Genomic DNA, 25,387 nt, shown 5'->3' on the forward strand with positions numbered 1-25,387 from the left:
CCGGGTCAGCCGGCGAGCGCCTTCAGACGCGACACGGCCTCTTCGAGGACGCCCGTCCGCTTGCAGAACGCGAACCGTACGAACGGCGCTCCCTGGTCGCGGTGGTCGTAGAAGACCGCGTTGGGGATCGCGACGACACCCGCGCGCGCGGGCAGCGAACGGCAGAAGGCGAAACCGTCGCTCTCGCCGAGGGGCCGGATGTCGGTGGTGATGAAGTACGTGCCCGCCGGCCGGAACACCTCGAAGCCCGCCTGCGTGAGCCCGGTGGCGAGCAGATCCCGCTTCGCCCGCATGTCCGCGCGGAACTCCTCGAAGTACGACTCCGGGAGGGCGAGCGCCTCGGCGACCGCGTACTGGAACGGCCCGGAGGCGACGTATGTGAGGAACTGCTTCGCCGAGCGGACGGCGCTCGTCAACCCCGGGGACGCCGTCACCCAGCCGACCTTCCAGCCGGTGAACGAGAACGTCTTGCCGGCCGACCCGATGGTCACCGTCCGCTCGCGCATGCCCGGGAGGGAAGCCAGCGGGATGTGCTCGGCGTCGTCGTACACGAGGTGCTCGTAGACCTCGTCCGTGACGACGAGCAGGTCCCGTTCCACCGCCAGTTCGGCGATCGCGGTGAGCTCCGCGCGCGTGAGGACCGTTCCGGTCGGATTGTGCGGCGTGTTGATCAGAAGCAGTCGCGTCGCGTCGGTGACCGCGTCGCGCAGCTCGTCCAGGTCGAGGCGGAAGCGGGCCGCCTCGGGGTCGGGGCGCAGGGTCACGGGGACCCGGCGGGCGCCCGCCATGGCGATGGAGGCGGCGTACGAGTCGTAGTAGGGCTCCAGGGCCACCACCTCGTCCCCGGGCTCCAGGAGGGCCAGCAGGGTGGCCGCGATGGCCTCCGTGGCGCCGGCCGTCACCAGGACCTCGGTGTCGGGGTCGTACGACAGGCCGTACCGCGCGCGCTGGTGCGCGGTGATCGCCGTACGCAGCTCCGGCACGCCCGGGCCCGGCGGGTACTGGTTGCCGCGCCCCTCGCGCAGCGCGCGCACCGCCGCCTCGCGGACCTCCTCGGGGCCGTCCGTGTCGGGGAAGCCCTGGCCGAGGTTGATGGCGCCCGTGCGCACCGCGAGGGCCGACATCTCCGCGAAGATCGTCGTCCCGAACTCGGCGAGGCTGCGGTTGAGGAAGGGGCGTGCGCTGCTGGTCATGCCCGCCATCCTGCGCTCAAGCTCTGGAGTTCCTCAAGTGTGCTTTGGCTGCTGAGACGGCCGGGCATCCCCAGGTCACGCACCGCTCGTACGGTGCGCGAGGCGCCCGCGGGGGGCCGCTTCGGGGGACTTGTGAGAAGCGGAAGGAGGGTGATCGTCATGCTCATGGCAATCGGCGTCATCCTGCTCGTCCTGTTCGTGATCCTGCTCACGGCGGCGCTGATCGGCAGCCGGCGCCGGGAGCGGGCCGAGCGGCGGGCGCGCGCCGCCCGGCGGCGGTCGTACAGCGGGAGCGGCAGCGGCAACGGCAGCGGGAGCAGCGACAGCATGAACAGCTCCGGCACCGGGAGCGGCGGCTGGTGGATCTTCGGGGGTGACTCGGGGGGTGACTCCGGAGGGGGACACGGGGGACACCACGGCGGCCACTCCTGCGGGGGCGGCCACTCCTGCGGCGGGGGCAGCTCCTGCGGGGGCGGAGGGGGTGGCGGCGGGTGCGGCGGAGGCAGCTGACACGGGGCAGCTGAGCTCCGTCCGGGCCGGGGGGCCTTCAGGGGTACCCGGGTACCCCTGAAGTAGGGGGACGGGGGGGGCGGGGCTTCCCGTGAGGGAGCACCGACGGGGTCCGGGGGGACTACCGCAGAGGGACGCCCGCCGCGCGGCGACACGCGGCGGGCGTCCTCGTATGTGACATACGCCCCGCGTACGCCAGGGCCGCCCGGCGTACGCCGTAGTTGAACAGTTGAGCTGTGGAGCCCTCTGAGGGATGGAAACCGCACGAAGTTGGGTAAAAACGCTGTGGCGGGACCGCACTCCATGATTCCCTCTAAAATACCAACGCAGCCCCTCGGACCCCTCGGACGTCCCGCGCGGACGTCCTCTCACACAGGGCCGACCGGGGCCGGACCCCGGAGTCGACCGGGGCGCGCCGGACCTACCCGCTTCTTTCTCGCGTGCTTGCGGAGCCGATCCATGCTCACGACCCTGACCACCTCCTACACCGACACGCGCGCGGCCGATCTCGCCTGGGCCCTGGGGCGCGAGCCGCTGCCGGCCCTGGCCACGCTCAACCTCGAACTGTCCGGTGCCAAACTCCAGTTGAGGCTCCTCGGCGCCTCCCACCAGGTGCTGCTGGAGGAGGCGGAGACCTCCTGTTCGGAGACGGTCGCCTGCATCCCCGGCAGCAGCACCCCGCTCCCGCTCGGCGTGGCCAAACGCGTCGGCGACTGGGAGTACGAGTTCGCGGCCCACGTCGAGGTCCTCTCGCCGGGCCAGTTCGCGGGCCGCGCGCAGGAACTGCTCGCGCTCGTCTCCGACCACCCGCACGGCCTCGCGGGCGTCTTCCCCGGCAGCCCGCACGCCTTCACGGCGCTGCTCGCCCAGCGAGTCGACGGGTACGTGCACTGGCGGACCTGGCACGCCTACCCCCAGGACGGGCAGCTGGTGGCGACCCGGACCCGGGTCGGGGTGCGGGTACCCGTGGGGTAGTCCCCGCGTACCCCTCACGAGGGCCGGACCGCCGTGTCCCCCGAAAGAGGTAGTACCCCCCTACCCCCACACTCCCCTGACTCCTTTCCCTCACACGGGTGGAGCAGCCCGTCAGGACCCCTCCCGGCATCCCCGGGTAAACCCAAGGGACCACTCCGGCCTCCGGTTTCACGCGTGTGGGTGACATGGCGTACTGAGGCCGTGACGTAACGTCGCAGTCGTGATCGAACCGCACGCGCCCGCTCCCCCCGGTGCCCCGCCTCCGTGGGGAGGCCGGGCCCCGCTGCCCGTCCGGCCGGCGACGGGGCGGTTCCTGGTCCTGGCCTGCGTGTTCGTGTGCGCCGCGTGCGGGCTGGTCTACGAACTCGAACTCGTCGCGCTCGCCTCGTACTTGATGGGCGACTCGGTCACCCAGGCGTCCGTCGTGCTGTCCGTGATGGTGTTCGCCATGGGCGTCGGCTCGCTCGCCGCCAAACGCCTGCGCACGCTGGCCGCCGCCGGGTTCTGCGCGGTCGAGGCGGCGCTCGCGCTGATCGGCGGATGCAGCGCGATGGCCCTGTACGCCGTGTTCGCCTGGACCGGCGACTGGGGCGGCCTGTGGGCGAACGGCCCACGCGTCCTGCTCGTCGCGTTCTCCCTCGCCATCGGCCTGCTGATCGGCGCCGAGGTCCCCCTCCTGATGGAGCTGATCCAGCGCATCCGCCGCCAGGACGCGGGCGGCGCGGTCGCCGACCTGTTCGCCGCGGACTACGTCGGCGCGCTCGTCGGCGGCCTCGCCTTCCCCTTCCTCCTCCTGCCGTTCCTGGGCCAGTTGACGAGTTCGCTGCTCACCGGTGCGGTCAACGTCGTCGCGGGCAGCGCGCTGATCCTCGGCCTGTTCCGGCGCGACCTGACCCGCCGGGCGCGCTGGCTGCTGCTCGTGACCAACGTGACCGTCCTCGGCGTCCTCGCCGCGGCGGCCGTACTCGTCGACGACTTCGAGCGCGCGGCCCGCCAGGCGGTGTACGGGGACGACGTCCGAGTGGCTCTCCAGACCGACGTGCAGGAGGTAGTCCTCACGGGGGGTACGCCGGGTCACCCTCTGGGGCTGTACCTCGACGGCCGGCTGCGGGTCGGGGGGCGGGACGAGCGGAGGTACCACGAGGCCCTCGTCCACCCTGCGATGTACGGGTCTCATACCCGCGTCCTGGTCCTCGGGGGCGGTGACGGGCTCGCCGCGCGCGAGGTCCTCACCCATCCCGGCGTACGGCGGGTCGACATCGTCGACCTCGATGCCGGGCTCGTCCGCCTCGCCCGCAGCGACCCGGCGCTCTCCCGGCTCGGCGGGCACGCGCTGGGCGACCCCCGGGTGCACGTCACCATCGGGGACGCGTTCCACGTCCTGCGCACGACGGCGCCGGGCACGTACGACGTCGTCGTCGCCGACCTGCCCGATCCGGGGATCACCGCCAGCACCAAGCTGTACTCCGAGGAGTTCTACGGCCTCGCGCGCCGCTCCCTCGCGCCCGGGGGGCGTCTCGTCGTCCACGCCGGGCCGCTGGCCACCCGGTCGCAGGTGTTCTGGACGGTCGACGCGACCATGCGGGCGGCGGGGCTGCACACCACCCCCTACCGGGTGACCGGCCGCGACTCCGGGTTCGCGGCGGGGCCCGACCGGACGACCGCGCGGTCCCGGGCACCGAAGGACTGGGGGTTCCTGCTGGCCTCGGCGGGGCCCCGGCGACCCGTTCTCGCGCTCGACCCCAGGGCGCCGCGACCGCAGACACTCACACCGGAGGCGCTGGCGGAGGGGGCGCGGGCGGCCGAGGCCACGCGGGTGAGGGGGGTGCGGGTATCGACGCTGGTTCATCCCCGGTACTAGCTGGTCCCTCCCAGGTACTGGGGGTAGGGGGTATGGGGGGTATGAGGGCCGGCTGGCCGCAGGGCTTGGCCGGCTGCGGGTGGCGCCCCTCTGGCTCCGGGTGACGCCCACCTGCGGGGCGTCCACCTCCGGGGTGTCCACCTCTGGGTGCCGTCACCCTCCACCCCCGGGTGCAGCGGAGCGAATCCCCCTCTCCGGGGGTGCTTTTCCCCGACCGGTGGGTAGGCTCCACCGACATGGAGCAAGAGGTGTTCGTTCCGGTTCCGGCGGAGCGGCTGCGAGCGGCCCTCGCCGACCCCGCGCAGGTGGCCCGCGCGGTCCCCGGCCTCCAGCAGGACGCGGGGACGCCCCCGGTCGCGGGCCGGCTGAAGATCCGTGTCGGCAGCCACACGATCACCTATCGGGGTAACGCCCAGGTATCACCCGGCGCCGACGGGACGTACACCGTCCGGGCGGACGCGGCGGAGGCCAGGGGCGCCGGCAAGGTCCACCTCGCCCTCACCCTCGCCCTCGCGGAGACCGCCACGGGTACGACCCTCAGGTTCACCGGCACCGCCCGCGCGGACGGGCGGATCGCGGAACTCCCGCCGGAGACGGTCGCGGCGGCGGTGGCCCGCCTCGTCAACCGCTTCGGGGGGAACCTGGGGACTACGGGTAGGGGGCCGGATGCGCGGGCGGTGGAGCAGGGCCGGGAAGCCGGGCAGGGCTCGGAGACCGAGCGGGACTTGGGAACCGGCCGGGCCCCTGAAGCCGGCCGGGCCCCTGAAGCCGGCCGGGCCCCTGAAGCCGGCCGGAACCCTGAAGCCGAGCGGGACTCCGGAGCCGAGCGGGATCTCGGAACCGCCCGCGACGCGGAGCCGGAGCGGCCGACGCCCCCGAAGCGGTCCCCGGACTCCGAGCAGTCCCCGGACCCCGACCCCACCCCGGACCTGAACCCCGAACTCCCCTTCCCCCCAACGGTCTTCGAGACCGAGGTCCCCTCGTCCGCCCTGGACCCGCTGGCCTCCCTGAACCCCTCCGACCCCCCGGCGGAAGCCGCCCACGCCCGCCGCACGATGATCGGCAGGAGCGCGGAGGAGGTCGACCACGCCCCACCGCGTGGCCGCTACGCCCCGGTCCCCGCCCCCCAGTCGTTCACCCCGGCGAGCACCCTCCGCTGGGCGGCCCCGGCGGCGGCCCTCGCGGTGGTGTCGGCGGTGGTGGTGGGCCGCGCACTGCGCAGACGCCGCTGAGCGGGGCCGCGGCGGATACGGGACGCCGCGACAAGGGACGAACCGTAATCGGCGTACCTCTCAGGAGGTAGACGTCCCTCGGTACGAGGCCCCCGCGCCGCGCCCCCGACGCAGCCACCCCCGCCGCCCGGTCGACCCCGTGGTCCCCCAGTACTGTCATCCCTTGTGAGCAACGAAGAGATCACACTGACCGCCGGCTCCGCACAGGCGACCGTGCACCCCGCCAACGGCGCCCGCGTGGCCTCCCTCCAGGTCGACGGTGTCGAACTGCTGCGCCAGGGCGAGAAGTTCGGCTGCTTCCCGATGGTCCCGTGGTGCGGCCGGATCAGGGACGGACAGTTCCGCAACGGCGGTACGACGCACCAGATGCCGCTCAACGCCCCGCCGAACGCCATCCACGGCACGGCGCGCGGCAGTGCCTGGAACGTCGCCCGCGTCGCGCCCGACGAAGCGGTCCTCACGTACGACCTCGTGGCTCCCTGGCCCTACCCCGGACGTATCACCCAGGTGTTCGCCCTCACCGAGGACACCCTGACCCTCACCATGGCGGTGGAGACGTACGACGACTCCTTCCCGGCGCAGATCGGCTGGCACCCCTGGTTCAACAGGAACCTGGGAGGTAGTGACGTACACCTCGCGTTCGACCCCGCCTGGCAGGAGGAGCGCGGCGACGACCACCTCCCCACCGGCAACCGGATCGAGCGCAAGCCCGGCCCGTGGGACGACTGCTTCGGCATGCCGGACGGCGTCGACGTGACGCTGACCTGGCCGGGGCAGCTGGAGCTGAAGGTCGCCAGCCGCGAGCGGTGGGTCGTGGTGTACGACGAGCAGGAGCCCGCCGTGTGCGTGGAACCGCAGACCGGCCCGCCCAACGGCCTGAACACGCATCCCCGTCTGGTCACCCCGGTCGACCCGCTGGAGGCGTCGACGACGTGGACCTGGCGGCGCCTGTAGTACCCGTACGACCCGAGAGCCACGGCCAGCCGTACCCCCCCAGGTCCTCCGTATGCCCCGCCGTACCTCCGTACGCCCCGCATCTAAGCTGTTCGCCATGACGGACGTACGTGCTGAGCTGCTGCAACAGATCAAGGACAAGGCCGTGGTGCACGGCAGGGTGACGCTCTCCTCGGGGCTGGAGGCGGACTACTACATCGACCTGCGCCGCGTCACCCTCGACGGTGAGGCCGCCCCGCTGGTCGGGCAGGTGCTGCTGGACCTGACGGCGGAGCTGGAGTTCGACGCGGTCGGCGGGCTGACCATGGGCGCCGACCCGGTCGCCACGTCGATGCTGCACGCCGCCGCCGCGCGCGGACAGAAGCTGGACGCCTTCGTCGTCCGCAAGGCCGCCAAGGCGCACGGCATGCAGCGGCAGGTCGAGGGCCCGGAGATCCGCGGGCGGCGCGTGCTGGTCGTCGAGGACACCTCCACGACCGGCGGTTCCCCGCTGACGGCGGTGGAGGCGGTGCGCGCGGCGGGCGCCGAGGTCGTGGCCGTCGCGACGATCGTCGACCGGGCGACCGGCGCCGACGAGAAGATCCGGGAGGGCGCGGGTGTGCCGTACCTCTTCGCCTTCTCCAAGGACGAGCTGGGCCTGGACTGATACCTGAGATGTAGACGGTTACACCTTCCGGAGCAGCGGGCCATGTCTGGAAAGATGGGGATGACGACGACGTCAGACACCAAGGTCTAGGTCAGGGCCGTAGTACGAGATCGCCAACCCGCACACCCAAGGAGCGGACAGATGCCCATCGCAACCCCCGAGGTCTACAACGAGATGCTCGACCGGGCGAAGGCAGGCAAGTTCGCCTACCCGGCCATCAACGTCACCTCGACCCAGACCCTGCACGCGGCGCTGCGCGGTTTCGCGGAGGCGGAGAGCGACGGCATCATCCAGATCTCCACGGGCGGCGCGGAGTTCCTGGGCGGCCAGTACAGCAAGGACATGGTGACGGGCGCGGTCGCGCTCGCCGAGTTCGCGCACATCGTCGCCGAGAAGTACCCGGTCACGGTCGCGCTGCACACCGACCACTGTCCCAAGGACAAGCTCGACGGGTACGTACGGCCGCTGCTCGCCGTCTCCGAGGAGCGCGTGAAGGCCGGCCGCAACCCGCTCTTCCAGTCGCACATGTGGGACGGCTCGGCCGAGACGCTCGCCGACAACCTGGCCATCGGCCAGGAGCTGCTGGCCCGCGCGGTCGCCGCGAAGATCATCCTTGAGGTGGAGATCACCCCGACCGGCGGCGAGGAGGACGGCGTCTCGCACGAGATCAACGACTCCCTCTACACGACGGTCGACGACGCGATCCGCACGGTCGAGGCGCTCGGCCTCGGCGAGAAGGGCCGCTACCTGCTGGCCGCGTCGTTCGGCAACGTGCACGGCGTGTACAAGCCGGGCAACGTCGTGCTCCGCCCCGACCTGCTGAAGGAGCTGAACGAGGGCGTCGCCGCCAAGTTCGGCAAGCCGGCCGGTTCGCAGCCGTTCGACTTCGTCTTCCACGGCGGTTCCGGCTCCTCCGAGGAGGAGATCGCGACCGCGCTGGAGAACGGCGTCATCAAGATGAACCTCGACACGGACACGCAGTACGCGTTCACGCGGCCGGTCGCGGCGCACATGTTCCAGAACTACGACGGCGTCCTGAAGGTCGACGGCGAGGTCGGCTCGAAGAAGACGTACGACCCCCGTACCTGGGGCAAGCTCGCCGAGGCGGGCATGGCGGCGCGGGTCGTCGAGGCCACGCAGAACCTGCGGTCGGCGGGTACGCGGATCAAGTAGTACCGGGGAGTGAGAGACCCGGCGCTTCCCTCAGGGGGACGGCGCCGGGTCTTTTGTCCACCCGGGGTACCCCCTACCTGAGAGCCAGTGACCCACGCCACGCCATATGTGTGAATCCCGTGGACACGTTGTCATAGGCATGCAATAGGCTGCGAACACCGCACCCCGGTTCTCGGGGCACGCCCCAACTCACGGGGCAGCGAAGACCATTGGGGGGTCTTTTCATCGTGTTCGTGCGTAAGCGCACTCTCTCGACCGCGACCGCGCTCGCGGTACTCGTCAGCTCCGCCGCGCTGGTCGTGGGGACGGCCGGTTCGGCCGCGGCGGACAGCAGCAAGGTGCTCCCGCTGAAGTCCGCGGGCGACATCGTGGTGGACGGCGTCCACCGCAAGGTCTTCGTCAGCGACCCCGTCACCGGACGGGTCGTCGCGACGGACTACTCCGGCAACGTGCTCGCCACCGAGCACGAGCTGTACGGCGTCACCGGCCTGGCTCTCTCGGCCGACTCCGGCCGGCTGTACGCGGCCGTCCCGAGCGTCGACGCGATCGTCGCCTTCGACACCTCGACGATGGCCGAGCAGGCCCGGTACGCCACCGGCGAGGGCACCGACCCGCAGTTCCTGGCTCTCGCGGGCGGCAAGATCTGGTTCGGCTACGGCACCGAGGCCGACGGCTCGATCGGCTCGCTGGACGTCTCCGGCGCCGAGCCCGTCGTCGCCCTCGACCAGGACGCCGAGACGGACTACTCCGGCGCCCCGCGCCTGGCCGTCTCGCCGACCGAGCCGAACACCATCGCGGCGGCCGGGTCGTCCTCGCAGCGGTTCGCCCTGGCGACGTACGACGTGACGACGGGCACCGCGGCCCGTACCTCGCGTAATACCTCAGGACTCACCGGGCAGACCAACGACCTCACCTACACCCCGGACGGCAAGCGCGTCGTCACCGCCAACTCCGGCAAGGCGCACCACGTCTGGCAGGCCTCCGACCTCACCGCGGCCGGCACCTACACCAGCGCCGAGCACGGCACGTCGGTCGCGATCGCCCCCGACGGCACCGTCGCGGCCGGCTCCGACGCCCCGTACGGCAAGGACGTCTTCGTCTACCGGCCGGGTCAGACCACGGCCGTACGGCAGTACGACTTCCCGGTGACGGGTACGACGTCCGCCGGCGACGGCCTCGTCAACGGCGGGCTCGCCTGGGAGCCCGGCGGCAGCCGCCTGTTCGCCGTCACCGACAACTGGGACAGCAACGTCCGGCTGCACGTCCTGGACGAGCCGACCAAGTCCGCGCCGACGGTCGCCGTCAAGGCCCCGGCCACGGCCGCCCTCCGCAAGGCGCTCACCGTCTCCGGCACGGTCACGGGCACGGTCGCGCTGCCGGTGGGTACCCCGCTGGTAGTCACGCGGTACGACTCCGAGTCCCCCAAGGGCAAGTCCCTGGGGACGAAGAAGCTGGCCGCGAAGGGGGCGTTCTCCTTCACGGACACCCCGGCCGTCGCCGGGAACGTCACCTACAAGGTGGCGTACGCCGGAAGTACTACGCACTCGGCCGCGTCCGGGTCCTCGGTCGTCAAGGTCGCCTACGACAGGACGGCCCTGAAGATCGACCGCAACAACCTGACCGTCAACTACGGCACCAACGTGACGTACACGGCGACGCTCGGCCCGACGTACAAGAACCGCACCGTCGAGATCTGGGCCGACCCGTGGGGTCCCGAGCCGAAGCGGCTGCTCAAGCGCGGCAAGGTCAACGCCAAGGGGCAGCTCGCGGTGGCGCTGCGGATGACCCGTGACACCACGGTCAGCGCGGTCTTCACCGGGGACGCCCGCAACGTCAAGGCCGAGGCCAAGTCCGGCGTGCGCACCCGCGCGGGTGTGACGACCTCGCTCTCGGGCCACTACCGGTGGACGAAGTTCGGGAACACCAACTACCAGACCTTCCACCAGACGGCCGACGTGCTGATCACCACGTGGATCAACGCCTACCCCGGCCGGTACACCCGTCTCGACCTCCAGGCGTACGTCCAGGGCCGCTGGGTCTCGGGCGAGTCCGAGTACTTCCCGCTGGACAGCGCCGGCAAGTCGTACGTGTCGCTGGACGGCGACGGCGCGGCCGGATACCGGTTCCGGCTGCGGTCGGTGTACGTCGACGGCTACAACGGCGACATCGCGAACACGACGTCGTACGGGCCGTGGAAGTACTTCAACTTCACGAGGTGATACCCGCGAGGTAGCTCCGCGGAGCTACGTCCGGCCGTGCGCTCCCATCGGGCCCGGTACCCCTTCCCGGGGTGCCGGGCCCGGTGCCGTCCCGGGCGCCGGTGACCGGGTGCGGGAGGAGGCGGGCGGCGCGGGGAGGGCCGGTGCCGGGTCCCTGCCGGGGTGACAGACTGGAGGCCATGACGATTCACGAGAACCTCCTCGGGGGCCCGCCCCCGACCCACCTCCCCGACGACCCCGAGCCGCGCGAGCTGCTCGCGGGCGGCACCGCGGCGGCCGACGTCGCCGCGAAGTACCCGAAGTCCTCGCTGGCCTGGGCGCTCCTCGCCGACGAGGCGTTCGAGCGGGGGAGCGTGGTGGAGTCGTACGCGTACGCCCGTACCGGCTACCACCGGGGTCTCGACGCCCTGCGCCGCAGCGGCTGGAAGGGCCACGGCCCGGTGCCGTGGGAGCACGAGCCCAACCGCGGCTTCCTGCGCGCCCTGCACGCCCTCGCGCGCGCCGCCGGGGCGATCGGGGAGCAGGACGAGTACGAGCGGTGCACGCAGTTCCTGAAGGACTCCTCGGCGACGGCGGCGCAGACGCTGGGCTGAGGCAGTACCCGAGGCGTACCCGTGTAGTACCCGGGTACCAGGGGTGGCCCGTCTGGACGTGTGATCAGGCGGGCCTTGCCTTTTCGGCGGACGATCGAAGAGGATGCCCGGCGGGGACCGGGGCCCCCGTGTCGAGAACGGCAGGGGCGGACCGCTACCCGGAGCAACAACAGGAGACAGCGATGTCCCAGGAGGCTCACGAGGCTCACGAGCCCGAGACCCCTCATCTCGACTTCGCGGGTACGACGCCGTACGAGGACTACGTCCGGGCGGATGTGCTCACCCACCTCCAGCACCCCCTCTCCGAGGACCCCGGAGAGATGGTCTTCCTGGTCACCACCCAGGTCATGGAGCTGTGGTTCACGGTGATCGTCCACGAGTGGGAGACGGCCACGAAGGCCCTGCGCTCGGACGGCATACCGGTCGCGGTCGACGCGCTGAAGCGCTCCGTACGGGAGCTGGAGGCGCTCAACGCCTCCTGGCGTCCGCTCGCCCAGCTCACGCCGGCCCAGTTCAACTCCTACCGCTCGGCCCTCGGCGAGGGCTCCGGCTTCCAGTCCGCCATGTACCGGCGGATGGAGTTCCTGCTCGGCGAGAAGTCCGCGTCCATGCTCGTCCCGCACCGCGGAGCGCCGCGCGTGCACGCCGAGTTGGAGAAGGCGCTGCACGAACCCAGCCTGTACGACGAGGTGTTGAGGCTGCTGGCCCGCCGCGGACACGCGATCCCGGACGAGGTGCTGAGCCGCGACGTGTCCCTGCGCTACGAGCCATCGCCCGAGGTGGAGGCGGTCTGGACGGCCCTCTACCAGGGCGACCAGAACGCCGAACTCGCCCGGCTCGGCGAGGCGTTGACCGATGTTGCCGAGCTCGTCTGGCGCTGGCGCAACGACCACCTGGTCGCCACCCGGCGCGCGATGGGCGCCAAGGCCGGCACCGGCGGCTCCGCGGGCGTGGCCTGGCTGGAGAAGCGGGCCCGCAAGAACGTCTTCCCCGAGCTGTGGACGGCGAGGTCCCATGTCTGAACTGGACGTCAAAGCGCAGGAGTTGGACGCCAGGGACGAACTCGCCGCGAAACGTGCCGAGTTCGCCCTCGACGACGGGGGCGTCTACCTGGACGGCAACTCGCTGGGCGCCCTGCCCGCCGCCGTCCCCGACGCGGTCGCGGACGTCGTCCGCCGCCAGTGGGGCGAGCTGCGCATCCGTTCCTGGGAGGAGAGCGGCTGGTGGACGGCGCCGGAGCGGATCGGCGACCGGATCGCCCCGCTGATCGGCGCCGGACCCGGCCAGGTCGTCGTCGGCGACTCGACAAGTGTCAACGTCTTCAAGGCACTTGTGGCCGCGCGCCGGATGGCGGGAGCAGGGCGGGACGAGATCGTCGTCGACGCCACGACCTTCCCCACCGACGGCTACATCGCCGAGTCCGCCGCGAGGATGACAGGGTGCACGCTGCTCCCCGTACCGCCCTCGGAGGTCGCCGGCGCGCTGTCCCCCCGTACCGCCGCGGTACTGCTCAACCATGTCGACTACCGCTCCGGCCGACTGCACGACCTGCCCGCGCTGACGTCCGCGATCCACGCGGCGGGCGCCCTCGCGGTGTGGGACCTGTGCCACAGCGCGGGCGCGCTGCCGGTCGGGCTCCACGAGCACGGGGTGGACCTCGCGGTCGGCTGCACCTACAAGTACCTGAACGGCGGCCCGGGTTCACCCGCGTACCTGTATGTGCGCCGCGATCTCCAGGGGGAGTTCGACTCCCCGCTGCCCGGCTGGAACTCGCACGCCGAGCCGTTCGGGATGAGCCCGTCGTACGAGCCGGCCCGCGACGTCGTACGGGGCCGGGTCGGGACGCCGGACATCCTGTCCATGCTCGCGCTGGAGGCGGCCCTCGGGGTGTGGGAGGGCGTGTCCATCGAGGCGGTGCGCGCCAAGTCCCTTGCCCTGACGGACTTCTTCCTCGAATGCGTCGGGGAGTACGTCCCCGCGGGCCGGGTCGAGTGCGTGACGCCGTCGGCCCACGCGGAGCGGGGCAGCCAGATCGCGCTGCGCTGCGACGACGCGGGCGACGTCATGAAGCGGCTCATCGCGCGGGGCATCGTGGGGGACTTCCGGTACCCGGACGTCCTGCGGTTCGGATTCACGCCGCTGTACCTCGGGTTCGCGGACGTGGAACGCGCGGCGCGGGAACTGCGGCTGGCTCTCAAGTAGTCCCGCACGACAACCCCGTTCACACGAAGGGCACACCGCACGACCACGCGCGGTGTGCCCTTCGGTACGTACGGTACGAGGCGCGGGGGGTGTCATATCCGGGCAGAACCGTTTACCCCTCACCCAGCGTGACATCCGCGTGTCCGCGCACGTCACGGGCCTGATACCGTCCCCGCCAGCGGACGGATTCGCAGCCGTCCTCACCCACCTGGTCGTCAATTCCATTTCGTTGCTGAGAGGTTGGAGCATGCCGGACGACGTCGCCGCAGCCCGGACCGCCGCCGAGGAGCAGTCCGCCTTCTCGCATCCGCCCGTCGACCCCGACGCGACCGCCGCCTACGGCGACCACCCCGACCAGGTGATCGACTTCTACCTCCCGAGGACTACAGGGGGTACGGGGGGACTCGCGCCGCTGGTCGTCGTGCTGCACGGGGGAGCCTGGCGCGCGCGGTACGACCGCCGGCACCTGACGCCGTTCGCGGACTTCCTGGCCCGGCGCGGATTCGCCGTCGCCAACGTCGAGTACCGGCGCGGGGAGTTGGGGGCCGACGGCGCAGACGCTCCCGTGGCGGACGACGGGGATGCGCCGCCGGTCGCGGGGCGCTGGCCGGACACCTTCGACGACGTCGCCGCCGCGCTCGACGCGCTCCCCGCCCTCGTCCGGGACGTCCTCCCCACGGCCGACCCGCGCCGTACCGTCCTCACCGGGCACTCGGCCGGCGGCCACCTCGCGCTGTGGGCCGCCGCCCGGCACGTCCTCCCGGCGGACGCGCCCTGGCGCACGGCCGCTCCGCCGAACCTGCGGGGAGTGGTCGCGCTCGCGCCGATCGCCGACTTCGAGATCGCGCGCAAGCTCGACGTGTGCGCCGGTGCCTCCACTCAACTCCTCGGCGGGGAAGGTAAGTTCGCCGAGCGGCGGCCGTACGCCGATCCGGCGCTGCTGCTGCCGACGGGGATCGCGACGACGCTGGTGCAGGGGCGGGCGGACGAGGTCGTGCCGATGGCGGTCGCGGAGGCGTACGCGGACGCGGCGGCGAAGGCGGGGGAGATGGTGGGGGTGACGCTCCTGGAGGACGTCGGGCACTTCCCGTTGATCGACCCGGTGGCGGACGCGTGCGCGGTGGTGGGGGAGGAGATCGCGCAGCTGGCTTGGTGAGGTGGCTGTGGGCTTCCGTTGAGTTTCCGTGCCGGTGCTTTCGGTACCTCTGTCGTAGTCCCCGGGCAACTCCTGGGTATCCCCGGTCGAGCCTGCCGGGCGGACGTCCGAGGACCGCTGCGACTCCCTGAGAAAGACCCTCCGATCCCGGACCCGCGTCATACCCGTAATACCTGAGAGCTACGTCGAAGAAGAGCTCTCAGGCGGGACGCGGACGACGAGCGCCGATCCGTAACTTCGCAACCAGTTCGCCCGACGGTCGGGCGGCCTGGACGGGGAGGGGCGCGGCGATGCGGCTCGGTGACGCGGAGAAGACGGACGGAAGGGCGGGGCGCCTGCTCCGGGCCCTGCTCGCCGTCCTGGTCGTCGCGGCGGTGGTCGTCCCCCTTACCGCGGCGGCCCGACCCGACATCCCGGCCCCCGTTCCCGCGCCGGCGCTTCCGCTGACGGCCGCGACGCTGGAGAAGACGTACGCGGCGAACCGGGCCAACGCCGAACTGGCGTCGAGGATGGCCCAAGGCAACGGCGACCGGCACAGGGCCGAGGCCGACCGGAGACTGGCCGCCCTCGACAGGCGCCTCCTCTCCTTCGACGGCCGCGGCGAGGGCCGGGCCACGGAGGTCTTCGGCGACCTGGCACACGCGCACCGCGTCGCGGTCCTGGTCCCCGGCTCCGACACCACGCTGGACACGTACGAACGCTTCCGCGCGGGAGCCGACGCCCTGTACCGCCGGCTCACCCGGGAGGGCCCGGCCGGTTCGGGGGCGGCGGTGATCGCCTGGCTCGGGTACACGACGCCGGGCACGATCAGTACGACGGTCCTGACGCCGGACCGGGCGCAGGAGGCGGCGCCGGACCTGCGCGACCTCGTCGCCGGGCTGCGCGCCCTCACGGGCCCGGGCGCCGAGGTCAGCGTCCTGTGCCACTCCTACGGCACGGTGGTGTGCGCCCGGGCGGCCGACGGCCTGGACGCCGACGACATGGTCCTCCTCGCCAGCCCCGGCACCGGCGCGGACTCGGCCGCCGACCTGGACACCCGCGCCCGCGTATGGGCGGCGCGCGGAGCGGACGACTGGGTCGCGGACGTCCCGCACACCAGCGCGCGCCTCTTCGGCACGACGATCGGCTTCGGCACGGACCCGGTCTCCCCGGCCTTCGGTGCCCGCGTCTTCGCCGCCGGGGACGGCGGGCACAGCGACTACTTCACCCCGGGCTCGGTCTCGCTGGCCAACCTGACCCGGATCGTCCTCGGCGAGTCGACGGAGGTCACCCGTGTCCACCACACGTGATCCGCGCGGCACTCACCTCGCCCGCACGGCGGCCCGCATCGACGCCGCCACACCCCCGCACCGCGACCGCGCCGTGGACGCCCTGCGCGCGCTGGCCATCCTCGGCGTCGTCCTCGGCCACTGGCTGGTGACCGCCCTGGTCGCCGACGGCGACACCCTGCGCGCGGCGAGCCCGCTGGCGTCGATGCCGTGGCTGGCGCCCGTGTCGTGGACGTTCCAGACGCTCGCGGTGTTCTTCATGGTGGGCGGGCATGTGGCGACGAGGAGTTACGCGGCGGTGCGGGAGAGGGCACGGGACAGGGGCCGGGCCGCCGGGGCAGGGGCCGGCACCGGGCGGGAGCCGTCGCGCGGCGTCTACGCCGGCTGGCTGCGGGCGCGCCTCGCGCGGCTGTTCCTGCCGGTGGCCGCGCTCGTGGGCGTATGGCTGACGGTGGCGGTCTGCCTCCTGCTGGGCGGCGCCTCGTTCGTGACGGTGCACACGCTGGTGAAGCTGGCACTGTCCCCGCTGTGGTTCCTCCTGGTCTTCGCGCTGCTGACGGTGGCGACACCGCTGCTGGCGCGGCTCAACCCGCTGTGGCCGCTGGTGGTGGTGCTCCACGTGGACCTGGTCCGCTTCGGGCTCGGCGGCCCGGCCTGGCTGGGCTGGGTCAACCTGGCGGCGGGCTGGGCGGTGCCGTACACGCTGGGCGCGGCATGGACGCGGCGCGAGCTGGAGCGCCCGCGCGCCGGGTGGATCCTGCTGGTCGGCGGGGCGGTGGTGACGGCGGTGCTGGTCCGGTGGGGCGGGTACCCGGCGTCGATGGTGGGGGTGCCCGGGGAGGGCATCTCCAACCTGAACCCGCCGACGCTGGCGGTGGTCACCTTCGGGCTGGCCCAGTGCGGAGCGGCACTGCTGCTGCGGGGCCGGCTGCGGAGGGCGATGCGCCGACCCCGTGCGTGGGCGGCGGTGGCGCTGCTCAACCTCTCGGCGATGACGGTGTTCCTCTGGCACCAGACGGCCCTGATGGCGACGACGGCCCTCGCGCTGCCCGCCGGCCACCTCCCCGGCCTGCACAGCCGCCCCGACACGCTGGCCTGGGTCCCGTACCGGCTCCTGTGGCTCCCGGCGTTCGTGCTGGCGCTCGCGGTGTGCTGGGCGGCGTTCCACGGCTGGGAGACGAGGCCGGGCAGGCGTGCGCAGGGCGGCGGGGCCGTCAACAGGACGACGCTGTCCGTCGGCGAACTGCCAGGCGGGGCGCGGCCGTTGGCGCGCTTGGCCACAGGGCGGAAGCATCCGCTTCCGCGCCCGGAATCGACCACTTCGAAGAAGGTCGGCGGTGCATAGGGTGATGAGGGTGACACAGCTGGAGAAGCACCTGGAGCGTGCACTGCGCCGGTCGTCGGGCGATAGCCGTCGGGGCCGCGCACTGCGGGAGACATGGCCGGGGCGGGTGTTCACGGCGCTGCGGCGAGATCTGTGGCCGACCGCCGCGATGCCGTTGCCGCCGTCGGTGTGGCTGCGGTGGCTGCCGCACGGGCTGGTGTGTCTGGCGGCGCTCGTGGCGACGCTGGCGAACGTCGACCAGTTCGACACCCGCTACCAACTGGGCGTCGAGTTCGGCCTGCTGTGCGCGGCGGCGCAGGGCGTGGCGCTGGTCGTGGCGCTGTGGTGGCCGCTGCACGGCTGGTGGCTGTCGCTGGTGGCCACGGTCGTGGCGGCCCTGGGAGCGCGCAACCGGATGATGACGGGCACCATCCAGGGACCGAACCACGCCGTCTGGAGCAGCGACGTCCCCTGGCCCTGGGGAGCCCCCGGTGTGGCCGTCCACGCGCTGGTCCTCCTCCTGGTCGCCCTGCGGGTCCGCGCGCGGGTCTCCGCCGAAGTGCTCGCCCTGACCGCGCTGGCCACCTGGATCGTCGAGGGCGTGATCGGCGGCATGTACTACTCGCCGAGCGGTGCGCTGGCGATGGCCGTCTTCCTGGGCGTCGTCCTCATCGGCGCCGCCCTGCGAGGCCGCCGCGAGGCCCGGACCGAACTCGTCGAGCAGGCCGGCATCACCGCCGAGGAGCGCGCGCGGCGCACGCTGCTGGAGGAGCGCAGCCGTATCGCGCGGGAGCTGCACGACGTGGTCGCGCACCACATGTCGGTGATCTCGATCCAGGCGCAGGTGGCCCCGCACCTGGTCGCGGACCCGCCCGAGGAACTGAAGGAGAACCTCGCGGGCATCCGGCAGAACGCGCTGGAGGCGCTGGCCGAACTGCGCCGGGTGCTGGGGGTGTTGCGTTCGGAGAGCCCCGAGGACCCCGACGGGCCGTACGGGCTCGGCGCGGCGACCGGCACCGCGCCGGACGCCCCGCAGCCCACCCTGGACCGGCTGGACGCGCTGCTGGACAACACCCGCGCGGCGGGGCTGGACGTCGTCAAGGTGATGACCGGCGAACCGCCGGTGCCGCCGTACCCGCCGGGCGTCCAGCTCTCGGCGTACCGAATAGTGCAGGAGGCGCTCAGCAACGTGCTGCGGCACGCGCCGGGAGCCGGCGTGACCGTGGAGATCGGGCAGCAGCGGGACGGCGTGCACCTGAGCGTCACGAACTCCGCCCCGAGCCGCCAGGTCGAGCCGTCCCCCGGGGCGGGGCACGGACTGCTGGGGATGCGCGAGCGCGCGGCGATGCTGGGCGGCCATCTGATGGCTCACCCGACTCTGCACGGCGGCTTCGTCGTCTCGGCGTTCCTGCCGCGTGACGGCGTCCGCGCGGACGGCCCCGCGAGCGACGAGGCGTACGTGGCCCTGCCGGGGCTGGTGCAGGAGATGTCCGAGGTTCCGAAAGTCCGATTGATCCTTCCGGAGGCGTTCCGGACGAAGGGACGGGGCGACGACCCGTCCCTGCCGCAGCCTCCTCCCGACGATGTGACAGGAGACGAGAAGAGATGACGAACGACACGAAGATCCGCGTACTCATCGCGGACGACCAGCAGATGATCCGGCAGGGCTTCACGGCCCTGCTGAACAGGCAGCCCGGGATCGAGGTGATCGGCCAGGCGGTCGACGGCCTGGACGCGGTGGAGAAGGCGGCCGAACTCACCCCGGACGTCGTCCTGATGGACATCCGGATGCCCGATCTGAACGGCATCGAGGCGACGCGCCGCATCACCGGTCTGCTGCCGGGCATGAAGGTGCTGGTGCTGACGACCTTCGACCTCGACGAGTACGTGTACGAGGCACTGCGCGCCGGTGCCTCCGGGTTCCTGCTGAAGGACGCCTCCGCCGAACAGCTCGCCGAGGCCGTCAGGATCGTCGCGGCGGGTGACGCCATGCTCGCGCCCGGCATCACCCGCAAGCTGATCACCGAGTTCGCCCGCATCGACAGCGGCCCGCGCGCGCCCGAGAAGGTGCGCCTGGAGGAGATCACCGAGCGGGAGACGGAGGTGCTGGCGCTGATCGCGCAGGGCCTGTCGAACGGGGAGATCGCCCGGCACCTGTGCGTGGCCGAGCAGACGGTGAAGACCCATGTGGGCCGGATCCTGGTGAAGCTGGGGCTGCGGGACCGGACGCAGGCGGCGGTGTTCGCGTACGAGGTGGGGCTCGTGCGCCCGGCCGCCCGCTGAGCGGTGCTTCGCCGGGTCCGGCCGGGTATGGGGGGAGACCCCGTAGTACTTGAGATGGACCCGGCGGAACCCCTCTCAGTGGTGACGACGACGATCCGGGCTCCGACCTACGGTGGTGAATGTGACCGAGACTACGCAGACCACCCGGACGCGGATCATGGATCCGCAGAGCCCGTACGGCGATTCGGACGACGGCGGATACACCCCGCGCAGTCCGGAGGCCAAGGCGGCCCTGGACGCCCTGCGCGGGCTGCGCAAGGACCTGATCGACGACGCCTTCGCCTACCGTCCGCTGCCCCGCCTGGGCGACGACAGCCGCCTGGTCCGCCGGATGAAGGGCCGGCGCCGGGAGTACGCGGCCTGGGCGAGGCACGGCCTGGTCGCGGCGGGCGGCGTCCTGGCGATGATGAACGCGTGGACGGACGCCCGGGGCGGCGCCCTGAACATGGTGTGCGGCCTCCTGGTCCTGGCGCCGGTGCTGCTGACGCTGGTCCGGCCGGTGGGCGCGTTCTGGCTCTCGTTCGCGTCGACGACGGTGGTCGCCACGGTCGGCACGTCGTACACCCTGTGGCCCTGGGAGCCGGGTTCCTTCATCTCCCACCTGCTGGTGCTGACGGTGGTGGCGGTCCGCACCCGCCCGCGCACGGCGGCCTGGATGTGGCTGCTGACGGCCGCCTACGGCTTCACCGCCGAGTCGTTCTTCCGCTGGAGCCACGAGGGGTACGGCACGGACACGGGCCCGATGCTGGTGCTCTCCGCGTTCGTCCTGCTCGCCGTCACCGTCTGGCACACCCGCCGGCAGGCGGAGCGGGAGGTCACGGCGCAGCAGACGGTGACCGAGCACGAGCGCTCCCGGCGGACGCTGCTGGAGGAACGGACGACGATAGCCAGGGAACTGCACGACGTGGTGGCGCACCACATGTCGGTGGTGGCCATCCAGGCGGAGGCGGCCCCCTACCGGGTGGAGAACACCCCGCCGGAGCTGGCGAAGGCGTTCGCGACGATCAGGGAGAACGCGGTCGCGGCGCTCACCGAACTGCGCCGGGTGCTGGGCGTGGTCCGCGCCGAGGAGTACGAGGTGCCGGACGCCCCGCAGCCGACGCTGGCGGATCTGGACGGCCTGCTGGCGAACGTGCGGGAGGCCGGCCTGGCGGTGGAGAAGGTGACGACAGGAGCGGTGCGGGAGCTTCCCCAGGGGGTGGAGCTGTCGGCGTACCGCATCGTGCAGGAGGCCCTCAGCAACACCCTGCGGCACGCGCCGGGGGCGACGGCGACAGTGGAGTTCGGGTACGTGCTCGGGGGCCTCGGGATACGGGTGGTGAACGGCCCGGCGCAGCACCCGTCCCTGGCGAAGGCACAGACGGGAGAGGGGCACGGCCTGACGGGGATGCGGGAGCGGGTGACGATGCTGAACGGTGAGATGACGACGGGCGCCACGGACGACGGGGGCTACGAGGTGTCGGTGTTCCTGCCGGTCGCGGCCCAGGGCGCGGAGTGAGAGAGGGGAGGCGGGACATGACGATCAGGGTGCTGGTGGCCGACGACCAGATGATGGTGCGGGAGGGATTCTCGGTCCTGCTCAACGCGATGCCCGACATCGAGGTCGTCGGGGAGGCGGTGGACGGGCGGGAGGCCGTGGCGAAGGTGCGCGAACTCGCGCCGGACGTGGTCCTGATGGACATCCGGATGCCGGAGCTGAACGGGATCGAGGCGACGCGGGAGATCGTGGCGGCGGACGGCGCGGCGAAGGTGCTGGTGCTGACGACGTTCGACCTGGACGAGTACGTGTACCAGGCGCTGCGGGCGGGCGCCTCCGGGTTCCTGCTGAAGGACGCCTCGGCGCGGCAACTGGCGGAGGGCGTACGGGTGGTGGCGTCCGGGGAGTCGCTGCTCGCGCCCTCGGTGACGAAGCGGCTGATCACGGAGTTCTCACGGCTCGCCGAGAACGAGAGGCCCCGGATCCCGGCGAGCGCCCAGGCGGCGTACGGGGACCTGACCGAGCGGGAGACGGAGGTGCTGGTGCTGATCGCGCAGGGCCTGTCGAACGCGGAGATGGCGGAGCACCTGGTGGTGGCGGAGTCGACGGTGAAGACCCACGTCAGCCGGGTCCTGGTGAAGCTGGGGCTGCGGGACCGTACGCAGGCGGCGGTGTTCGCGTACGAGACGAGGCTGGTGGTGCCGGGATAGGGCGGCGAGTCGCAAACGTGGGGGGCGCACCTTGAGTTCGTTGTTCACGCGTCGCGGCGCGGTGAAGTGAGGGAGTTTGCGAGTTGGGGCCTCTACGCCGTCCCCAGCTCACACCATACGTACTTCCCCCTCAGGCCCTGCCTCGTCGACGGCTTCCACCCCCACACGTCGGAGCAGCACCGGACCAGCGCGAGCCCTCGCCCGCCCTCGTTCGCCTCCTCGAACTCCCTGGTGAAGTCAGGGGGTTCAGGGTCCGAGTCCCAGGTGCCGATCCGCAGGGTGCCCGCGTCCCGGCAGATCCTGAGGGCGGCGGGGCCGCTGGTGTGGCACAGGGCGTTGGCGAGGAGTTCCGTGGCGAGGAGTTCGGCGGTGTCGACGAGGTGGATGAGGCCGTAGAGGGTGAGGGTCATGCGGAGGGTGCGGCGGCAGATGGATACGGCGCGGGGGTCGTTGGGGATGTCGACGGCGTACTCCCAGGTCTTGTCGTCCGGGGGGAGGCTGGGGGTGGCGGGGGTTTCGGGCATGGGTGAACTCCTCGTGGTGGGAGGGGAGTTGGGGGAGGGTGGCAGGACGGAGCGGTGCGTTTCCGGTCCCCGGGTGCGGGGGACTTGTTCCGCGTCACCGACGGTAGAGCAAAAATTTTTGTTGCCGCAAGCGGATGTCGTAACCTGGCACCCGAAAGTGGGTAATGGGGCAAGGGCTGTTGAGGTCAGGGAGGGTGCGTGGCACCGAGGAGTCAGCCCACGGCGCGACAGGTTCGGCTGGGCACCGAGCTGCGCCGGCTGAGGGAGGCCGCTGGACTGAAGGCTCGTGATGTGGCCCAGCTGCTGAACTCGACCTCGGCGCAGATGAGCCAGGTGGAGGCGGGCAACGTCGGAGTGAGCGAGGAGAGGGTGCGGCGCCTTGCCGCCAACTATGCCTGTGTGGACGAGGAGTTGATCGACGCCCTTGTCGCCATGGCTACGGATCGGACGCGCGGTTGGTGGGAGGCGTACCGAGGGGTGCTGCCCCAGGTGAACCTGGACGTGGCGGAGGCCGAGCACCACGCGACGTACCTGCGGGACATCGTCATCACCCGTATCCCCGGCCTTCTCCAGACCCCGGACTACGCCCGGGCGGTGTTCGCCTACATGAATCCGGGGCTGCCCGAGCGGGAGGTGGACACCAAGGTCGAGTACCGGATGAGGCGCCGCGCCATCATCGAGGGGGACACCCCGACGCCGTACGAAGCGATCATCCACGAGATGGCGCTGCGGCTGCGCGTCTCCGACCGACGGGCTACGCGATCCCAACTCCAGGCGATTCTCGACCGAGTTGACGAAGGCAACGTCACGGTGCGCGTCATCCCCACCGACCAGGACGGCTTCGCGGGCTCGGGGGCGTCCGTGATGTACGTCGGAGGCCCGCTGCCACGTCTGGACACGGGGCTTCGTGACTCGCCGACGGGCGTCGCCTTCGTCGATGCCGAAGCTCAACTGGACCGGCTGCGTGCGCTGGTCCGTAGGGTGGAGATGGCGGCGCTGGACCCGGTGGCGTCGCGCGACTTCGTCCATCGCCTCTCCAAGGAGTGCTGAGAACGTCATGAACCAAGCCCTGCACTGGCGTAAGTCCACATACTCCGACGGCGGAGAAGGTGACACCTGCGTCGAAATAGCCGAACTCCCTCTCCGTACAGCCGTACGGGACTCGAAACTCCCGGCCCGCGCTGCTCTCTCCTTCCCCATCGCCTCCTTCTCTGCCTTCGTGACAGCGCTCAACACGGGTGATCTCCAACGGGATTGACCGGACTGTTTATGCCAGCTCCGGAATATTCCGGAGTCGGCGTGGACCAGGGGTCTTGAGTCCGCGTAGCGTCACTCGGCAGTGGCTCCCGCGCGCAGCCGACGAGACTTGGGGTGTGATGGCGTGCAGCGAACTGACGCGACTCACCGGGAAGTCCGGTGGACCCAACTGCGACGGCAACGACTGTCCGAATGTGTACCGCACAGCCGACGGCTCGATCGTCGTCCAGGGGAACGTGTCAACCGCTTTCCAGCCGCCCGCCGGTGAGGCTCTCGTGGAGATTCCAGAATCGGTACTGAGGGAGGCTGTACGTGCTCTTGGATGGTGAAGAATGGCAGAGCTTTTTCGACTCCTACGAGCGTTCGGTGTGGCGGTTCGAGGCGCAGCCCACGTACACCATGCCCAACGAGACGGAAAGCTTCGCCCGATTTCTCCGTGGAGAGCCGAAGCCTGACGGGCACAACGAGAAGTGGCATGAGCGGGTCCGGGGATTCATCGATTCCGGACGCACCATCGGGCGAGTCCGGGTCGTACGCCAGCCGCTCACGGACTACCAGCGCTACCAGTTCTCCTGGGGAATTCCTGGAAACATTCGGGCGGGCGAGGACATTCGCGTCCTGGACGTGACGCGGAACGACTACGGACTCCCTCTCTCGGGCACCGACTGGTGGATGTTCGACGAAACTCGGATCGTCCATCTGAACTACCGTCCGGACGGTACGCGGATCAACCGAGAGTTGTTCGAGGGTGACGTCACCCCCTATCTGGAGTGGCGGCGAATCGCCTTGGAGAACGCCGTTCCGTTCGCCGAGTACGTGAAAGACCTTGAGTGACCCTTGAACCCGAGGAGTTGGGCCCGTCGAGGAACGACCTCGCGGGAAAGCTCCGAGATCTGCGCAAGCGAGCCGGCCTCACTGGGGACCGGCTCGCTCGGCGTTGCAACATGTCTCAGAGTCAGATCAGCAAGTTCGAAACCGGGAAGAAGACGCCGACGCTCGTCGACGTCGAGCGCATCCTCCGGGCCCTCGACGCCTCACCCGAGGACATCGCGGAGATCATGGCTCTCGCACGCATCGCGAACACCGAGTGGGAGGGAAAACGATCCTCCCGGCGTCGAGGAGTAGAGAAGCGGCAGGTCGAGCTGGCCGCCCTGGAGTCGGAAGCTACGGAGCTCAGGTATTTCTTGCCTGCGATGATCACGGGGCTCCTGGCCACACCTGACTTTGTCCGAGCCAGCCTGACTCATGTGCCGGGTGACGTGTCGAAGGTTGTGGCCAAGAAACTGGAACGGCAATCAGCCCTATACAACAACTCGAAGCGGTTCACCTTCCTCTTGACCGAGCAGGCTGCTCGGTGGGCGATTGTTCCGGCATTGGCCATGACCGTGCAGATCGACCATCTGACTTCCCTGTCCCGCCTCCCGAATGTCAACCTGGGAGTAATCCCCATCGGGACGCTCATGCCCCGAGGTCCCATGAACACCTTCACGATCTACGATGAGCGGCTCGTCACCGTGGAGAACTTCACCGGCCGAATGGTTTTTCGAGACGCGCGAGATATTTCCGAACATCTGGCTGTCTTCGCCGAGTTCGAACGCCAAGCACGCTTCGGCGACGAGGCGAGAAATCTACTTCGGGAATGGTCGGAAGCCTACCGGTGATCTTTATTCCGGAACGGAAATAAGGTCAGCTCTCCCCCTGTGAATTGCCTAATCTTGAGGTCCCGCCCGGTGCCCACGCATTCGGACGGCGGCGGCCCACCTCACGGCCGTGTCCCAGTCGAGCTGGAAGGTGTACGACGATGCTGGACGGAACCGATCTCTACGCACT

General features: G+C 71.2%; 25 protein-coding genes. 23 read left to right on the forward strand and 2 right to left on the reverse strand.

The genetic code is table 11. From position 1 onward, the window contains the following. Positions 1–5 precede the first annotated feature (5 nt). Positions 6–1,202, reverse strand: coding sequence for a pyridoxal phosphate-dependent aminotransferase (locus PV682_RS15865; protein ID WP_319730161.1), 1,197 nt, complete (start codon positions 1,200–1,202; stop codon positions 6–8). A 150-nt stretch (positions 1,203–1,352) separates the two neighbouring features. Here PV682_RS15865 and PV682_RS15870 point away from each other — a divergent pair, with 150 nt between their 5' ends. The 18 genes from PV682_RS15870 (at position 1,353) to PV682_RS15955 (ending at position 21,776) form a co-directional block, all read left to right on the forward strand. After that, complete coding sequence (locus tag PV682_RS15870; RefSeq protein WP_319730163.1) at positions 1,353–1,703, forward strand: hypothetical protein; 351 nt, start codon at positions 1,353–1,355, stop codon at positions 1,701–1,703. 459 nt (positions 1,704–2,162) lie between these two features. After that, complete coding sequence (locus PV682_RS15875) at positions 2,163–2,678, forward strand: DUF2617 family protein (protein WP_319730165.1); 516 nt, start codon at positions 2,163–2,165, stop codon at positions 2,676–2,678. Between the two features lie 220 nt (positions 2,679–2,898). Continuing rightward, positions 2,899–4,539, forward strand: coding sequence for a polyamine aminopropyltransferase (locus PV682_RS15880; RefSeq protein ID WP_319730167.1), 1,641 nt, complete (start codon positions 2,899–2,901; stop codon positions 4,537–4,539). Between the two features lie 236 nt (positions 4,540–4,775). Next, a complete protein-coding gene (locus PV682_RS15885; RefSeq protein ID WP_319730169.1) occupies positions 4,776–5,771 on the forward strand; it encodes an SRPBCC family protein in 996 nt (331 codons plus the stop codon). Positions 5,772–5,936: 165 nt separating this feature from the next. Beyond that, the gene (locus tag PV682_RS15890; protein ID WP_055725142.1) at positions 5,937–6,725 is read left to right on the forward strand and encodes an aldose epimerase family protein; all 789 of its coding nucleotides are present in this window, start codon (positions 5,937–5,939) and stop codon (positions 6,723–6,725) included. 97 nt (positions 6,726–6,822) lie between these two features. Beyond that, complete coding sequence (pyrE, locus tag PV682_RS15895) at positions 6,823–7,371, forward strand: orotate phosphoribosyltransferase (RefSeq protein ID WP_055725143.1); 549 nt, start codon at positions 6,823–6,825, stop codon at positions 7,369–7,371. A 141-nt stretch (positions 7,372–7,512) separates the two neighbouring features. Continuing rightward, positions 7,513–8,544, forward strand: a complete 1,032-nt coding sequence (gene fbaA / locus PV682_RS15900; RefSeq protein WP_319730174.1) for a class II fructose-bisphosphate aldolase — start codon at positions 7,513–7,515, stop codon at positions 8,542–8,544. A 233-nt stretch (positions 8,545–8,777) separates the two neighbouring features. Beyond that, positions 8,778–10,763: a WD40 repeat domain-containing protein gene (locus PV682_RS15905; protein ID WP_319730176.1), complete on the forward strand. Its 1,986-nt coding sequence runs from the start codon at positions 8,778–8,780 to the stop codon at positions 10,761–10,763. A gap of 179 nt (positions 10,764–10,942) precedes the next feature. After that, positions 10,943–11,356 carry a DUF3151 domain-containing protein gene (locus tag PV682_RS15910; RefSeq protein WP_319730177.1) on the forward strand — a complete coding sequence of 138 codons (414 nt, stop codon included), beginning with the start codon at positions 10,943–10,945 and terminating at the stop codon, positions 11,354–11,356. Positions 11,357–11,538: 182 nt separating this feature from the next. Further along, entirely contained in the window at positions 11,539–12,378 is an 840-nt protein-coding gene (locus PV682_RS15915) for a tryptophan 2,3-dioxygenase family protein (protein WP_319730179.1), read from the forward strand. Beyond that, positions 12,371–13,558, forward strand: coding sequence for a kynureninase (gene kynU / locus PV682_RS15920; protein ID WP_319730180.1), 1,188 nt, complete (start codon positions 12,371–12,373; stop codon positions 13,556–13,558). Before PV682_RS15915 ends, kynU begins: the two co-directional genes overlap by 8 nt. Positions 13,559–13,805: 247 nt before the next feature. Continuing rightward, positions 13,806–14,714, forward strand: coding sequence for an alpha/beta hydrolase (locus PV682_RS15925; protein ID WP_319730181.1), 909 nt, complete (start codon positions 13,806–13,808; stop codon positions 14,712–14,714). Positions 14,715–15,004: 290 nt separating this feature from the next. Continuing rightward, entirely contained in the window at positions 15,005–16,003 is a 999-nt protein-coding gene (locus PV682_RS15930; protein WP_319730182.1) for an alpha/beta hydrolase, read from the forward strand. Next, positions 15,987–17,327, forward strand: a complete 1,341-nt coding sequence (locus PV682_RS15935; RefSeq protein WP_319730183.1) for an acyltransferase family protein — start codon at positions 15,987–15,989, stop codon at positions 17,325–17,327. Before PV682_RS15930 ends, PV682_RS15935 begins: the two co-directional genes overlap by 17 nt. A 4-nt stretch (positions 17,328–17,331) precedes the next feature. Beyond that, a complete protein-coding gene (locus tag PV682_RS15940) occupies positions 17,332–18,915 on the forward strand; it encodes a sensor histidine kinase (protein ID WP_319730185.1) in 1,584 nt (527 codons plus the stop codon). Continuing rightward, complete coding sequence (locus tag PV682_RS15945; RefSeq protein ID WP_319730186.1) at positions 18,912–19,589, forward strand: response regulator transcription factor; 678 nt, start codon at positions 18,912–18,914, stop codon at positions 19,587–19,589. The genes PV682_RS15940 and PV682_RS15945 overlap by 4 nt, the downstream gene beginning before the upstream one ends. A 121-nt stretch (positions 19,590–19,710) precedes the next feature. Beyond that, positions 19,711–21,087: a sensor histidine kinase gene (locus PV682_RS15950; protein WP_407705677.1), complete on the forward strand. Its 1,377-nt coding sequence runs from the start codon at positions 19,711–19,713 to the stop codon at positions 21,085–21,087. Between the two features lie 17 nt (positions 21,088–21,104). Next, complete coding sequence (locus tag PV682_RS15955) at positions 21,105–21,776, forward strand: response regulator (RefSeq protein WP_055722029.1); 672 nt, start codon at positions 21,105–21,107, stop codon at positions 21,774–21,776. 92 nt (positions 21,777–21,868) lie between these two features. On the opposite strand, the gene PV682_RS15960 is transcribed toward PV682_RS15955, so the two are convergent. Next, on the reverse strand, positions 21,869–22,300 hold the full coding sequence (locus PV682_RS15960; protein WP_319730187.1) for an ATP-binding protein: 432 nt from the start codon (positions 22,298–22,300) through the stop codon (positions 21,869–21,871). Positions 22,301–22,498: 198 nt separating this feature from the next. Between PV682_RS15960 and PV682_RS15965 the strand changes: the two genes are divergently transcribed. The 5 genes from PV682_RS15965 to PV682_RS15985 all read left to right on the forward strand — a co-directional run bounded on the left by PV682_RS15965 (position 22,499) and on the right by PV682_RS15985 (position 25,218). Beyond that, entirely contained in the window at positions 22,499–23,350 is an 852-nt protein-coding gene (locus tag PV682_RS15965) for a helix-turn-helix domain-containing protein (RefSeq protein ID WP_319730189.1), read from the forward strand. Positions 23,351–23,357: 7 nt separating this feature from the next. After that, a complete protein-coding gene (locus tag PV682_RS15970) occupies positions 23,358–23,558 on the forward strand; it encodes a DUF397 domain-containing protein (RefSeq protein WP_319730191.1) in 201 nt (66 codons plus the stop codon). A gap of 118 nt (positions 23,559–23,676) precedes the next feature. Further along, positions 23,677–23,886 carry a hypothetical protein gene (locus PV682_RS15975; protein WP_319730218.1) on the forward strand — a complete coding sequence of 70 codons (210 nt, stop codon included), beginning with the start codon at positions 23,677–23,679 and terminating at the stop codon, positions 23,884–23,886. Further along, positions 23,870–24,391, forward strand: a complete 522-nt coding sequence (locus PV682_RS15980; protein ID WP_319730192.1) for a DUF6879 family protein — start codon at positions 23,870–23,872, stop codon at positions 24,389–24,391. The genes PV682_RS15975 and PV682_RS15980 overlap by 17 nt, the downstream gene beginning before the upstream one ends. Next, the gene (locus PV682_RS15985) at positions 24,388–25,218 is read left to right on the forward strand and encodes a helix-turn-helix domain-containing protein (protein WP_319730194.1); all 831 of its coding nucleotides are present in this window, start codon (positions 24,388–24,390) and stop codon (positions 25,216–25,218) included. Before PV682_RS15980 ends, PV682_RS15985 begins: the two co-directional genes overlap by 4 nt. Positions 25,219–25,387 lie beyond the last annotated feature (169 nt).

Source organism: Streptomyces niveiscabiei (assembly GCF_033794345.1).
Lineage (GTDB): Bacteria > Actinomycetota > Actinomycetes > Streptomycetales > Streptomycetaceae > Streptomyces > Streptomyces niveiscabiei.

Coding starts and splice junctions, on each gene's coding strand:
- PV682_RS15865 (WP_319730161.1), bottom strand. CDS start 1,202: ATGGCGGGCATGACCAGCAGCGCACGCCCCTTCCTCAACCGCAGCCTC.
- PV682_RS15970 (WP_319730191.1), top strand. CDS start 23,358: ATGAACCAAGCCCTGCACTGGCGTAAGTCCACATACTCCGACGGCGGA.
- PV682_RS15945 (WP_319730186.1), top strand. CDS start 18,912: ATGACGAACGACACGAAGATCCGCGTACTCATCGCGGACGACCAGCAG.
- PV682_RS15925 (WP_319730181.1), top strand. CDS start 13,806: ATGCCGGACGACGTCGCCGCAGCCCGGACCGCCGCCGAGGAGCAGTCC.
- PV682_RS15885 (WP_319730169.1), top strand. CDS start 4,776: ATGGAGCAAGAGGTGTTCGTTCCGGTTCCGGCGGAGCGGCTGCGAGCG.
- PV682_RS15930 (WP_319730182.1), top strand. CDS start 15,005: ATGCGGCTCGGTGACGCGGAGAAGACGGACGGAAGGGCGGGGCGCCTG.
- PV682_RS15875 (WP_319730165.1), top strand. CDS start 2,163: ATGCTCACGACCCTGACCACCTCCTACACCGACACGCGCGCGGCCGAT.
- fbaA (WP_319730174.1), top strand. CDS start 7,513: ATGCCCATCGCAACCCCCGAGGTCTACAACGAGATGCTCGACCGGGCG.
- PV682_RS15915 (WP_319730179.1), top strand. CDS start 11,539: ATGTCCCAGGAGGCTCACGAGGCTCACGAGCCCGAGACCCCTCATCTC.
- pyrE (WP_055725143.1), top strand. CDS start 6,823: ATGACGGACGTACGTGCTGAGCTGCTGCAACAGATCAAGGACAAGGCC.
- PV682_RS15955 (WP_055722029.1), top strand. CDS start 21,105: ATGACGATCAGGGTGCTGGTGGCCGACGACCAGATGATGGTGCGGGAG.
- PV682_RS15940 (WP_319730185.1), top strand. CDS start 17,332: ATGAGGGTGACACAGCTGGAGAAGCACCTGGAGCGTGCACTGCGCCGG.
- PV682_RS15910 (WP_319730177.1), top strand. CDS start 10,943: ATGACGATTCACGAGAACCTCCTCGGGGGCCCGCCCCCGACCCACCTC.
- PV682_RS15960 (WP_319730187.1), bottom strand. CDS start 22,300: ATGCCCGAAACCCCCGCCACCCCCAGCCTCCCCCCGGACGACAAGACC.
- kynU (WP_319730180.1), top strand. CDS start 12,371: ATGTCTGAACTGGACGTCAAAGCGCAGGAGTTGGACGCCAGGGACGAA.
- PV682_RS15975 (WP_319730218.1), top strand. CDS start 23,677: ATGGCGTGCAGCGAACTGACGCGACTCACCGGGAAGTCCGGTGGACCC.
- PV682_RS15870 (WP_319730163.1), top strand. CDS start 1,353: ATGCTCATGGCAATCGGCGTCATCCTGCTCGTCCTGTTCGTGATCCTG.